Below are 13,367 nucleotides of genomic sequence, written 5' to 3' on the forward strand. Positions count from 1 at the left end.
ACCTGAATAGTATCCAATATTGACAGTACGTAAAATTTACAAGGATGATGCTGAGCGTTAAAGAGTCAAAGTCAGGATATATTTGCAACACGTTTATTGGAAGGAGGCCAAAAACCTCTCTGTTACTACATATTTTTATTTGGATTTAATCGCAAAAAATATTGAGTAAGCTCCGCATAATAACTAGAATGATAATCATTATCATTCTACTTTAATAAATTAGACAATTATTTTGTGGAGCTATATTACTTCTGAGGCAATATTTTAGATGACTTTTATACCATTTTTGTTAACTTCCTTTATGTCATTTCAAGGCACAATGAAGTTAAAAACACCTTTGATTAGTGTTTTGCTCATGGTTAGCATATTTTTTTCTACCTCAATATTGGCTCAACAATCTGGCAGCATCGACGTTGTTAAAGAAAGTCGCCAAATATTACAAATGGCTGAGTATATAGGGGTCGATTACTCCGAAGCAGTAACAAATGGCGAGATAGCAAACGAAGATGAATTTGCTGAAATGCAGCAATTCGCCAGCTTGATCTTACAAAAAAGCGCCACATTGCAAACAGCGAATAAAGCTGATTTTGATTTGCGCCAAACCTCAGTTGTGGCCAATGCCAGAGCCTTACAACAGGCTATTTTAGAAAAATATACAATTGAAAAAATTCAGGTTTTAACCCAACAGATACGCCAACAATTATTGGCCCTGTCACCGGCGCTTTTGTTACCCACCCAATTGTTAGCGCAGTCTCAAGTACAAACTTTATTCGCAGATAATTGTGCTGCTTGCCACGGTTCAACAGGTGAGGGGAATGGTCCATTAGCCAAATCATTCAGTCCGAGCCCTACCAATTTTACCGAAACAAAACGGGCTTTGAATCGTTCACTACTGGGTTTATATGATGCCATTAGTGCGGGTTTAGAGGATACCGCAATGCGTGCGTTTACCGAACTGAATGATCAGCAACGTTGGTCTTTAGCATTTTATGCCGGTAGCTTGGCATTTTCTCAAGACACAAATCAGCACAAACAAACAGATAAGAAAACTGTACCTAAAATTGCTTTGCAAAGCTGGATCAACAATAACCCAGCGCAACTTGCCAATGATCACGGTGAGTTAACTTTGGATCAAATAACACAGTGGCGCGCCATTCCAGAGTTTTTTTTTAGTCAAGCCGATTCACCCATAGCTACCACAAAAACCAATTTAATCGCAGCAGTAGCTGCTTATCGTGATGGCAATTTATCGCAGGCACAGACCTTAGCTGTTAGTGCTTATTTAGACGGTTTTGAACTGATAGAAAACAACTTGGATGCTAGAGATAGTGTTTTACGTAAATCGGTAGAAAATCAATTATTGAATTTTCGTAATGTACTTGATGTAGCATCAAATGACGCACTGGTAGTTAAAGAGTTACAACATATTCTGCAACAGTTGGAACTTGTAGACAACACTCTAACCGGTGAGGTGTTGTCTAACAATGCCATGTTTTCTGCGTCATTAATTATTTTGCTACGCGAGGGATTAGAAGCCCTCTTGGTTGTTTTGGCACTGATAACTGTACTTATCAAAACTAAACGTCAAGATGCCATTCGTTATGTGCATGTGGGTTGGATATCCGCACTAGTGGCGGGTGGTTTTACTTGGTGGGCCGCAGAGAACATTATTGATATCAGTGGTTCATCTCGCGAGTTGATGGAAGGTGGGGCTGCTTTACTGGCTGCGGGTATATTGTTTTACGTCGGTTACTGGATGCACAGTAAAACCAAAGCAACCCAGTGGCAACAATATATTCAAAATAACGTCGAGAGGCATTTAAGCACAGGGACCCTATGGGGATTGACCGGACTGGCATTTATTTCTGTTTACCGAGAAGTGTTTGAAACGATTTTATTTTATCAATCGTTACTGACCCAAGCAGTAGGAGATGGCAGCCAGTCGAGTTACGTCTGGTACGGCTTAGTTGCAGCAGTTGCCATAATAATGCTCATTACTTGGGGCATGCTTAAATACTCTTTGAAATTGCCTATTGGGCGCTTCTTTGCGATTAGTTCATACTTTATGCTAGCTTTAGCCTTTGTATTAGCAGGGAAAGGGGTGTCTGCTTTGCAGGAAGCCGCGGTGATACCTATTGCGACTTTCCCCTTCGATATCACAGTAAGGTGGCTAGGCATATCAGCAACTTGGCAAGGTGTGTTAACTCAGGGAGTGATTATGATTTTTGTTGTTATCATGCTTGCCTGCAGAGACAAAAAAACAAGCACTACTAGCTAGTTTAGTATTTAACTAAATACCCAAAGAAGATGATTCCCAGGTAAATTTGATTTAGAAAATATGCAACAAGCGACCACGGTGATTATGTGAGCTGCAGTTTTTTTTCGAAAAAATTACTGTAGTTAACTCTGCAAGAGTATTCAATATTGACCGCTATTGAGAAAACTAAGAACAGGTAGCGAAAGTTTAAAAAAAGAGAAGATTAATTCACTCAGTCCAAAGAACAGCAGACGCGGACAGTCATTATTTTTTAAAGTGTGGCGGGTTAGCGCGAGACCCGGACCGATCGGGAAATGTCGCCCCCCATGCTGGCCGAGCCAAGATGATCGCAAATGTCGCGAACAATGTAGCAGCCAGCCACGCGAAACCAGTTTGCGATGCCGCGCCGAACAACCAGCCTCCAGCTACCGCTCCGAGCGTCTGTCCTAGGCCTGCAGCGGCGGCCAAGCCACCCATTGTGCTACCGAGCCTGCCGCGCGAGGCACCCGCACTTCTGTACGCAATTACCGGCACGACCAATCCGATGCCCACCGCAGTGAAACTAATCCCAGCATACATCCATGCGTCGGATTGATGCAAGGCGAGAACGGATAGGCCAACGACTGCCAAGGTCGTAGCTCCCGAATCGAAACCGTCTGTGTGAGCTCCTTATTCATCAACCCGCCCAGTGTCACAAAAAAACAAATTCAAGGGTTTCGTCCTTTTTTCCTGAACCGAGTTGGGCCCAACATCCGCCCTTGGTACGTCTTTGTTTTGCGTCTGAGCTATTTCAGACACCGTAGCTAGCTCCCTTTACGGCCGATTGCAGGTACTCTATTGAAGTCAACTTTTTGTCGAAGTCGATGGTGGCCTTGTGGGGCAGAGACACATCCACGTGTCCAAATGCCGGCACCACTGTCTGTGCTTCTGTCATTTTGCTGACACAACCGCCGTAAGTCATTCCGGTTACGTTCATCATTTTAGTTTGCACGATAGCTCCTCGATGGTGGAATGAAGATGAAGTAAAATGCCGTTGAGCACACTAACCACTGTGGGTCGGGATAACTTCGCGGTACATCAGTATACTCCAGTTGCTAATAGTGATAGCTCATTCTAGGTCGTTGTGCTTACGACCGCGAACCTTTACCAATACGGCCAGTGTTGTGTCCACCTCTTGTAGGATTAAACGGTATAAAGCCGCTATTGACATTACCATCACTGGCGCTGAACGGAGCAAAATACCTAACAGGAATAATGGCTTTATTACTATGACTCTATAAAGTTTTATGTTCAATAATTACGCTGCGTGATGAGATGGATACTCACTAATACATCGTCAATACGCCAAAATAGCAATTTCAAGCGTGCGGTGTGATAAAAGCCTGTTATACCCTATAAACTTAAAGGATATGGACGGATAGTATCGTTTTTAGTTGATGACAAGACACTAGCGACCAACTATTCCGTCTGGATTAAAACACGCGTTGTTCGTCCAAAGGGCAAAAAATCGCAGTCACCTCATGTCCTTGGTTGAACCTGTGTTTGACAACATAGATACCTTGTCTTTCTTGAATATAATGGTAAAACAGGTATTTGTTTCTGAGGATTCAGCAAAGATATCGCCTCCGTTTATATTTACTATAGATTTTGCAATCGTCAACCCGAGACCAGCTCCGCGACCATCCCGATTACGTGAGAAGTCAGCTCTGTAAAAGCGATCAAATAAACGAGTCAAATGCTCTTTAGGAATTATTTCGCCATGATTTATAATAGCAATTGTGATTAAATCAGATGAGGCTTTTGTTTTAATTATAATCTTGTCATTTTTAGGTGAGTAACGAATTGCGTTAGAAATTAAATTGCTCAGCGCTTGTCGCAACATGGTTTTATCACAAACTAACTCTACATTTGAACCTTCTAATATAAGCTGTATTTTTTTCTCATCAGCGAGCAATTCAAAATAATCAAACAAAGCCTTTATTTCCTTATTTACTACAACATTATCTTTATTTGGTTTAATTAAGCCATGTTCGGCTTGAGCAAGTAAAAGCATGTCACTAACCATTTTGGTCATACGTTCATATTCTTCAAGATTCGAATATAGAATTTCAATGTATGCTTCACTATCTCTCAGATTACTGAGCACAACTTGAGTCTGTGTTGTTAAATTTGTTATTGGGGTGCGTAATTCGTGTGCGATATCTGCTGAAAAATGAGAAAGCCTTTCAAAGCCGTCTTCGAGACGCTTTAACATGGTATTAAAAGAATCCACTAATGTGGTGAGTTCGATTGGTACATTTAAAGGGTCCAGCCTAATATCAAGTTTATCAGCCGTGATGGACTCAATTTCTCTGCTCAATTGCCTTAATGGAGAGTGTCCGCGGTATACTGCAAAACGTGCCGCAAACACGGTAATTACACCAGCTAAAAATACAATTCCCCACAGTGTTCTCTTGAGTTTCTGCATGTAATTCATGTGGAATTCCATGTTGGACGCGACGGTTACCGTGTACATTTCAGGTCCCAACTTGGTTGGCAATTCAAAGTTTGTTTTCGTACCCCTCAACATATACTTCCCATCGTTAAATATAATTAAGGTCGAGGGAATAACTTTATTTTGCGCTTTAAACTTTGTCGGAAATGCAAATAGGTCAGCATCTTGACTGGTGAATATCGTATTCTCATTTTTATCTTCAACTTGATAGTAAACGCCGTGATGGCCAGATACTGCTTGAAAGAGGATGCTAGATGGAAGAACATTCTGTTCATGGGCTTCAACGAGCTTAATTTTAACCGCGTTAAACACTTCATTTAGCTCGTCCGCATCTTGCTCTATAAAATGCTGATCAATGGATTCAATAACAATCAAGTTCATGATGCTTAGACATATAAAAATTGTAACCCCAACTAATACTGTGACTCTAAATGCAAGCGAATTGGGTTTCTTTCGCACGTTACTCTCGTTCATCTATAGCCAACTTATAGCCCATGCCTCGGACAGTTTGTATCAGTTTTGGTGTAAACGCATCGTCTATTTTCGCTCTTAGTCGCCTAATTGCCACGTCGATAACATTGGTATCACTATCAAAGTTCATGTCCCAAACTTGTGATGCTATTAGCGAGCGAGGTAACACTTCCCCCTGTCTTCGAACCATGAGTTCAAGTAGCATAAATTCCTTCGTCGTAAGGCTTATAGGTTTGCCTGACCTTGTTGCTACTCGAGAGGGAATATCTAATTCAAGATCAGCAATGTTAATAGTATTTGACGGAACGGATGTGCCTCTTCTTAGCAGTGTTCTGACTCTTGCAAGTAATTCAGCAAAAGCGAATGGTTTGACTAGATAATCATCTGCTCCGAGTTCAAGACCTTTCACTCTGTCTTTTACGCTATCTCTAGCAGTTAAAAACAACACTGGAGTCTGATTACCAAACTCCCTCATAGAGCTTAAAATTCTCCACCCATTAATATCCGGCAGCATTACGTCAAGTATCACTAGTTCAAAAATGCCTGTCATTGCCTTGTGGTGACCATCAAGACCAGTTCTTACTAATTCCACTACAAAGCCTGATTCGACTAGGCCTTGCTTTATATAGTCTCCGGTTTTCGCTTCGTCTTCTACGACAAGGATCTTCATTATTAACCTCGTTAGTTATTGAAAGGTATTCCATAATCAATTGAACAAAGCAGGAAACGTTAACTGCATTATTTATAATAACCAATTTACCTAATAATCGGTTACTCACAACCAATATAAATTATAAATCAGTGTAATACCCATTGATTACAAAAATGTAATCAATGGGTAATGGCCGTGACATGTTAGGTGAGTATTATAAACGTGTGTTCTAACTCAACAGACTCCAAGTTAGGCTTTAAACGTTTTTTATTGAGCTTGGTTTTTTAAATATAAGGTTTCAAGTGACAAACAAAGTCATCAAAATGATTATGATATGTATCATGCTCACAGCTCAAATCGGGGAGTCGTTTGCTCTTTCATTTATGCCGTGCGCCGATGACGGAAAAATAGTGATAAACGATAATAATTTGGGTCATTCTAAACATTCTTTGCCTATGGATAAATCTAGCGTGACACCTGATGAAGATTGTTGTCAAAAAAATTGTTCTTGTCCAATGGGTTTATTGTCTGTTGCCGTTCCAAGTGAACCCAGTATAGATTGGCCAATAGACTACAAGACATCTCAATTGAATGTGGGTCATTCTACTATCCATAATTTATTCTTCGCTCTCCCGCAACGCCCCCCAAAAAGCACCTTTTAAAGCAGGATAGATCTGCTTGAAATTTAACTTTCCAGACTAGCTGGAGCCAATTTGTTTCGACGTTGTGTTACGCAATGTAAAAAAGAAAGAGAATATTGAAATGAGATTAATGAATATATTTCCAGTAAAAACACTGTCCATTTTATCTGTTTTGTTTGTTGTTGCTTGTTCTGATGCATCAACATTAGAACCCAATGCAAAAGCAGGTGAAGAACCAAAAATAAATGAGGCCATAGAACTCACTGTTTACAAAAGTCGTTCATGCACATGCTGTCAAAAGTGGGTAACACATGTCGAGGAGCAAGGCTTTGATACTAAATTAAATAACATTACGTTTTTGTCTAACCTGAAAGACAGCAAGGGTATTCCAGCAAACTATCGATCTTGCCATACCGCTGAATCAAATGATGGATACGTTTTTGAAGGGCATGTGCCTGCCAAATTTATTAAACAGTATTTAGCCAATATACCAGAGGGTTCAATTGGACTTTCTGTTCCTAGCATGCCAGTTGGAACGCCAGGTATGGAGGTTGGAGATCGATTTATTCCTTATAACATCTTACTTCTTAACACAGACGGCACTGTGACTGTATATAAGGAAGTGTTGACTTATGAGGAACAATTCTAATGAATAAATTCAACACAAAATTCAGTGTAGGAATTTTAGCTTTAACTCTTTTATCTGCTAGAGCCTCTGAGTTGCCATTGATGAACGCTTATAGTCCTTTATCATTCGAAAAGGCTATCAGCGTGGCCCAAATAAATGACCCTTGGTTAAGCGGGAATATTCATAAACAAAGATCCATCGAATCGATGAGTATAGCAGTAAATACATTACCAGATCCTAAGGTGACGATTGGTCTGGCAAACTTGCCCACTAACGGTTTCGATTTTGGTCAGGAAGGCATGACACAGGCTAAAGTGGGCGTTTCACAAATGTTTCCTCGCGGCGATACCTTAGATATTAAAAGCCAACAGTTAAAAACTCAAAGTGAAGCATTCCCATATCAACGAAAAGACAGGGAATCAAAAGTGGCCGTTACGGTAGGAAGCTTATGGTTGGATGTTTATCAAGTTCAGCAAAGTATCGCATTAATTGAAAGTAATAGGTCGTTATTTGAACAGCTAGCAGATATAGCTCAAGCAAGCTATTCATCAGCTTTAGGTAAAACTCGTCAACAAGATATTGTTCGAGCACAACTAGAGTTAACTCGATTAGAAGATAGATTGGATCAACTAGAGCAACACAAAAACCGCTACGAAGGCATGCTTGCGCAATGGCTTACCACATTTTCTACTGAATATGATGCACCATTAGAATCTGATTTTACTTTACATAATATCGTTCTTACCCAAGAGCTACCTCAAATAGAGTTGCTAAATAGTGATTTAGTTTACAAAGAAAATTGGCATAAACCAGATGAATTGGTCCCATATTTTTCAAATCATCCCTCTGTTGTCGCTATAGAAAAAAAAGTAAACGCCTCTAAAGCAGGCATTAAATTGGCGCAGCAACAGTACAAACCTGAATGGGCTGTAAACGCAAGTTATGGCTATCGCGGGGATGATCCTATGGGTGCAAGCCGGGCTGATTTATTTTCTTTTGGTGTGACCTTTGATTTACCACTTTTTACTGAAAACCGACAAGATAAAGAGGTTCAATCAGCGATATCTGAAACAGAAGCGGTTAAAACCGAAAAGTTACTCTTACTTAGGCAACTTCTTAGTAACTATTCGAGCGCAAAAGGAAGATTATTGCGCCTAATCGACAGGCAGAATTTATATAAAACTAAATTATTACCACAAAGTTATGACCAAGCAGAAGCCTCTTTGACTGCTTATACCAATGATGACGGCGATTTTTCAGAAGTTGTTCGTTCACGTATTGCCGTGTTGAATGCCGAAATAGACGAACTAGCACTCAACGTAGAAGAGCAGAAAACACGGCTAGAGCTTAATTACCTTTTTATCGACAGTCTCGATAATTCAACCATGAAAACCCATATGAATTTATCTAACAGCCGTCAATATGCTGCTATTTCGGGAAAAAAAAATAATGAGTAATAGTATTAAACCGATAATTATTGGCATGATCCTAGGTGGTACTTTAACCTTTGGTGCGACTTATATTATCGCTCCTTCAGACAGTAACTCACTCACTAATGCAGCATCTGAGGAAAAGAAACCGATTTATTGGGTCGCACCAATGGATGCAAATTATAAGAGAGATAAGCCAGGTAAATCGCCAATGGGAATGGATTTAGTAGCTGTTTATGACGATGACGGAAAAGGACCTGATGAAGGTCCCGGTACAATTCGTATCTCGCCTGATGTAGTGAATAACTTAGGGGTACGTACAACAACAGCACGTTACAAGCCATTACATACCCAAATAAGCACTGTAGGTTATGTGACTTACAATGAAGATAAACTTGTTCATATTCACCCTCGTGTTCAAGGATGGATCGAGAAGCTCTATGTTAAAGCTACCGGTGATCCTGTTAAAAAAAACCAGCCATTATACGAGATATATTCTCCTGAGTTAGTTAATGCTCAAGAGGAATTATTATTGGCGTTAGATAGAAAAAACAGTCGATTAATCACGGCTTCTGAAAATAGGTTATCAGCACTACAGTTACCTAAGTCGGCTATTGAAAAACTAAAAGAAACCAAAAAAGTTCAGCAAACCATTACTTTCTATTCTCCACAAAATGGTGTTGTTGAAAATCTTAACATACGAGAAGGCTTCTTCGTCAAACCTGGTTCAACCTTGATGGCTATAGGTGACCTATCAGATGTGTGGGTTGAGGCAGAAGTGTTCGAAAGACAGGCCGGCCAAGTTAAAAAATCTACACCCGTTACTATGACACTCGATTATTTACCCGGTAAAACATGGGAAGGTCAAGTGGATTATATCTACCCAACGCTCGATGCTAAAACACGTACTGTTAAAGTACGATTGCGCTTTAATAATGAAGAGGGTGAATTTAAGCCTAATATGTTTGCACAAATTGCCATTCATACGACAGGTGATCAACAAGCGCTACTTATTCCCAAAGAGGCACTCATTAGAACAGGTAACCAAGATAGAGTTGTAATTGCACTGGGTGAAGGTAGTTTTAAGTCTGTTGAGGTGTCTGTGGGTCGTTATGACAGCGAAAGCGTTGAAATACTTCAAGGGTTAAGCGAAGGGGAAGAAGTCGTCAGTTCGGCGCAATTCTTACTGGATTCAGAATCAAGTAAATCATCTGATTTTAAACGTATGAATCATGATTTTTTCCAAGATGAGTCAACACAAAAGGATAAGAGTAATAGCAATGATAACGTTTCCTCAGCCACAGTGAACGGTACTGTGGTTTCGGCAATGGTTGAGCATAGAATGGTCACCATTGACCGAGAAGCTATCTTAAAGTGGGGAAGGGAGGCTGACAGGGTTGATTTTATTGTCGAAGAAAATGTTGATATGGCGTTATTTTCTAAAGATGCTTATGTGATGTTCACCTTCGAAATTAGAGATAGTAATTTTATTATTGTCAGCGCGATGGCAATGAATATGCCGAAAACTGAGCCTGCTATGAAAGATGCTGCTAACGACAAAGGAGAATAATGATGATTACGTCGATTATTCATTGGTCTGTTAGCAATCGATTTTTCGTATTACTAGCGACATTTTTATTGGTTGGCGTTGGATTATATTCCGTCAACAAAACACGGATTGATGCACTTCCTGACTTATCAGATGTGCAAGTGATTATTAAAACAAGCTACCCCGGGCAAGCACCACAAGTTGTCGAGGATCAGGTCACTTACCCAATGACCACTGCCATGTTGTCGGTGCCGGGTGCCGTTACTGTTCGAGGTTACTCATTCTTCGGCGATTCCTATGTTTACGTTATTTTCGATGAAGATACCGATCTTTATTGGGCACGTTCACGGGTTCTTGAGTATTTAAGTCAAGTTGCTCCCAATCTACCTGCTGATGCACGGCCGCAATTGGGTCCGGATGCAACAGGCGTTGGCTGGGTTTACTTGTATGCACTTACAGATAAAACAGGCCGACATGATTTAAGTCAATTACGGAGTATACAAGATTGGTTTTTAAAATTTGAGTTGCAAACTGTACCTGGCGTTTCAGAGGTATCTGCGCTTGGCGGTATGGTCAAGCAATATCAGGTAAGAGTTGACCCTGATAAGTTACGTGCTTTTGGCATTCCACTTTCTCATATTCAAATGGCCATTAAACAAGGTAATCAGGAAATAGGCGCATCAGTGGTTGAGATGGCCGAAGCTGAGTACATGGTCAGAGCGACGGGTTACATTAAAGGTGTAGATGATTTAGAAAATATTCCTCTGGGAGTTAACGAAAATGGTACGCCTTTATTGTTGAAAGATGTCGCAGATATTGGAACTGGCCCGCAGATGCGTCGTGGCATTGCTGAGCTTAACGGCGAAGGTGAAACAGTCGGTGGCATAGTCGTAATGCGTTTTGGCGAAAACGCTCAACAAGTGATTAAAAATGTCAAAGAAAAGCTTGAAAAACTAAAGAAAGGACTGCCGGATGGCGTAGAGATAGTGCCTGTTTATGACCGTTCTGCCTTGATTGAACGAGCAGTCGATAACTTGACCTACAAGCTGCTGGAAGAGTTTGGTGTGGTAGCGATAGTTTGCATCATTTTCTTATTCCACGTACGTTCATCTTTGGTCGCGATTATTAGTTTGCCAGTAGGTATTTTAACTGCTTTTATTATTATGCATTTACAAGGACTTAACGCCAATATCATGTCTCTAGGAGGTATCGCTATAGCTATTGGCGCGATGATTGATGGTGCTATCGTTATGATAGAAAACATGCATAAACATATGGAAAAAACGCCCTTAACTAATGATAATCGTTGGCAAATAGTCACTGAGTCGGCGAGTGAAGTTGGTCCGGCATTATTCTTTAGTTTATTAATTATTACGGTGAGCTTTGTTCCTGTTTTTACCTTAGAAGCCCAAGAAGGTCGAATGTTTGCTCCGCTCGCATTTACTAAGACTTATGCCATGGCTGCTTCTGCTGCATTGGCCATTACCTTAGTACCAATACTAATGGGGTATTTTATTCGCGGTAAAGTACTAACTGAACATAAAAATCCCGTCAATAGATTTTTAACCTTTATTTATATGCCAGCGTTGAAAACCGTTTTACGTTTCCCGAAAGTGACGATAGTAGCTGCATTAGCGGTTCTTGCCATTGGTATATATCCACTGGATAAAATAGGTAGTGAGTTCATCCCCCCCCTTGATGAGGGTGATTTGATGTATATGCCCACGACTTACCCCGGTATTTCTATAGGTCAGGCTCGACAACTTCTGCAACAAACGGACAAGTTGATTAAAACTGTTCCAGAAGTAAAAACCGTGTTTGGTAAAGTCGGTCGTGCCGAAACGGCAACAGATCCAGCACCGCTTACAATGATAGAGACCTTCATACAGTTAAAACCTCATGATGAGTGGCGAGAAGGGGTAACGACAGAAAGCTTGAAAAAGGAACTGGATGCATTAGTCAAACTTCCAGGGGTAACTAACGCCTGGGTTATGCCAATTAAAACGCGTATTGATATGTTGGCAACAGGAATTAAGACGCCTGTAGGAATAAAAATTGCCGGTCCTAAACTGGGCGTTATTCAAGAAATAGGTAAACAAATAGAAGAAATTTTAGCCGATGTTCCTGGCACCTCCTCAGTTTACTCTGAGCGTGTTGCCGGTGGTCGATACATAAAAGTGGATATCCAAAGGGCAAAAGCGGCTCGTTATGGATTGAATATCGCTGAAATACAGCAAGTGGTGGCTACCGCTATTGGTGGCATGAATGTTACGCAAACAGTTGAAGGTTTAGAGCGCTATCCTGTGAATTTACGTTATCCACAAGATTATCGTGATTCTCCTGAACAGCTATCTTTACTGCCTATAGTGACTCCTAATGGGCAACGAATTTCATTGGGAGATGTTGCTAACATCATAGTAGAAGATGGACCTCCGGGTATTAAATCTGAAAATGCACGTCTAAATGGTTGGGCATTTGTGGATATCGACGGCGTTGATGTAGGGACCTATGTTGAAGCTGCACAGAAAGTGGTGGCTGATAAATTAGATTTACCCGCTGGTTACTCTATCTCTTGGGCTGGGCAATACGAATATATGCAGCGTGCGAAAGCTAAACTGACCTACGTCGTTCCATTAACCTTATTTATCATCGTTATATTACTTTATCTTAACTTTCGTAATGTGATTGAAGTCGCGATGATCATGGGTACTTTGCCTCTAGCCATGGTCGGTAGTATATGGTTGATGTATCTAGAAGGTTATAACTTCTCTGTGGCGGTTGGAGTGGGTTTTATCGCGTTAGCAGGAGTGGCTGTAGAAATTGGCGTCATTATGCTGGTGTATTTAAATCAAGCTTACAAAGAAATGCTCAGTGAACACCGATTAAATAATGTTTCGACAACAAAAGAAGATGTACTCCAGGCAGTTTTGCACGGCGCGGGTATGCGTGTTCGTCCCGTGATGATGACAGCTGCAGCTATTATTGTTGGCCTATTACCTATTTTATATGGTAAAGGCACCGGATCTGAGGTCATGAGTCGAATTGCAGCCCCAATGGTAGGTGGAATGTCAAGTGCGGTCATTCTGACGTTGCTCGTGTTACCTGCCTTATTTTATTTATGGCGTTCGTCATCAATAAAAAGTAGGTCGTAAAAAGCACAAATATTTGAATTTTTAAAAACGAAGAACTTTGATGCAGACATATTGCATTGGACGAATTTAACAAGAAAACCTTAATCACTACTA

Annotated in this window: 8 protein-coding genes; 5 read left to right on the forward strand and 3 right to left on the reverse strand. The window is 40.6% G+C overall.

What is annotated here, in order from left to right:
- The first annotated feature begins 355 nt into the window (after positions 1–355).
- On the forward strand, positions 356–2,278 hold the full coding sequence (locus ACEN2L_RS18385) for a cytochrome c/FTR1 family iron permease (RefSeq protein WP_441745539.1): 1,923 nt from the start codon (positions 356–358) through the stop codon (positions 2,276–2,278).
- A gap of 769 nt (positions 2,279–3,047) precedes the next feature.
- Here the strand turns inward: ACEN2L_RS18385 and ACEN2L_RS18390 are convergent.
- From ACEN2L_RS18390 to ACEN2L_RS18400, 3 genes are all read right to left on the reverse strand, one after another.
- Positions 3,048–3,248: a heavy-metal-associated domain-containing protein gene (locus tag ACEN2L_RS18390; protein ID WP_441745541.1), complete on the reverse strand. Its 201-nt coding sequence runs from the start codon at positions 3,246–3,248 to the stop codon at positions 3,048–3,050.
- A 522-nt stretch (positions 3,249–3,770) separates the two neighbouring features.
- Positions 3,771–5,210 carry a heavy metal sensor histidine kinase gene (locus tag ACEN2L_RS18395; RefSeq protein WP_441745542.1) on the reverse strand — a complete coding sequence of 480 codons (1,440 nt, stop codon included), beginning with the start codon at positions 5,208–5,210 and terminating at the stop codon, positions 3,771–3,773.
- Between the two features lies 1 nt (position 5,211).
- Positions 5,212–5,892, reverse strand: a complete 681-nt coding sequence (locus ACEN2L_RS18400; protein WP_441745543.1) for a heavy metal response regulator transcription factor — start codon at positions 5,890–5,892, stop codon at positions 5,212–5,214.
- 753 nt (positions 5,893–6,645) lie between these two features.
- Here ACEN2L_RS18400 and ACEN2L_RS18405 point away from each other — a divergent pair.
- From ACEN2L_RS18405 to ACEN2L_RS18420, 4 genes are read left to right on the forward strand one after another with little or no spacing between them, the layout of a single operon-like run.
- Complete coding sequence (locus ACEN2L_RS18405; protein WP_441745545.1) at positions 6,646–7,164, forward strand: DUF411 domain-containing protein; 519 nt, start codon at positions 6,646–6,648, stop codon at positions 7,162–7,164.
- Positions 7,164–8,600, forward strand: a complete 1,437-nt coding sequence (locus ACEN2L_RS18410) for a TolC family protein (RefSeq protein ID WP_441745547.1) — start codon at positions 7,164–7,166, stop codon at positions 8,598–8,600. Before ACEN2L_RS18405 ends, ACEN2L_RS18410 begins: the two co-directional genes overlap by 1 nt.
- Complete coding sequence (locus tag ACEN2L_RS18415; protein ID WP_441745549.1) at positions 8,593–10,143, forward strand: efflux RND transporter periplasmic adaptor subunit; 1,551 nt, start codon at positions 8,593–8,595, stop codon at positions 10,141–10,143. Before ACEN2L_RS18410 ends, ACEN2L_RS18415 begins: the two co-directional genes overlap by 8 nt.
- Entirely contained in the window at positions 10,143–13,274 is a 3,132-nt protein-coding gene (locus ACEN2L_RS18420) for an efflux RND transporter permease subunit (protein WP_441745551.1), read from the forward strand. The genes ACEN2L_RS18415 and ACEN2L_RS18420 overlap by 1 nt, the downstream gene beginning before the upstream one ends.
- Positions 13,275–13,367 lie beyond the last annotated feature (93 nt).

It is taken from the genome of Flavobacterium sp. W21_SRS_FM6 (assembly GCF_052119645.1).
GTDB lineage: Bacteria > Pseudomonadota > Gammaproteobacteria > Enterobacterales > Alteromonadaceae > Paraglaciecola.

Excerpts from the sequence above, each read along its gene's own strand:
- ACEN2L_RS18420 (WP_441745551.1), top strand. The coding sequence starts at position 10,143 with ATGATGATTACGTCGATTATTCATTGGTCTGTTAGCAATCGATTTTTC.
- ACEN2L_RS18385 (WP_441745539.1), top strand. The coding sequence starts at position 356 with ATGGTTAGCATATTTTTTTCTACCTCAATATTGGCTCAACAATCTGGC.
- ACEN2L_RS18400 (WP_441745543.1), bottom strand. The coding sequence starts at position 5,892 with ATGAAGATCCTTGTCGTAGAAGACGAAGCGAAAACCGGAGACTATATA.
- ACEN2L_RS18405 (WP_441745545.1), top strand. The coding sequence starts at position 6,646 with ATGAATATATTTCCAGTAAAAACACTGTCCATTTTATCTGTTTTGTTT.
- ACEN2L_RS18410 (WP_441745547.1), top strand. The coding sequence starts at position 7,164 with ATGAATAAATTCAACACAAAATTCAGTGTAGGAATTTTAGCTTTAACT.
- ACEN2L_RS18415 (WP_441745549.1), top strand. The coding sequence starts at position 8,593 with ATGAGTAATAGTATTAAACCGATAATTATTGGCATGATCCTAGGTGGT.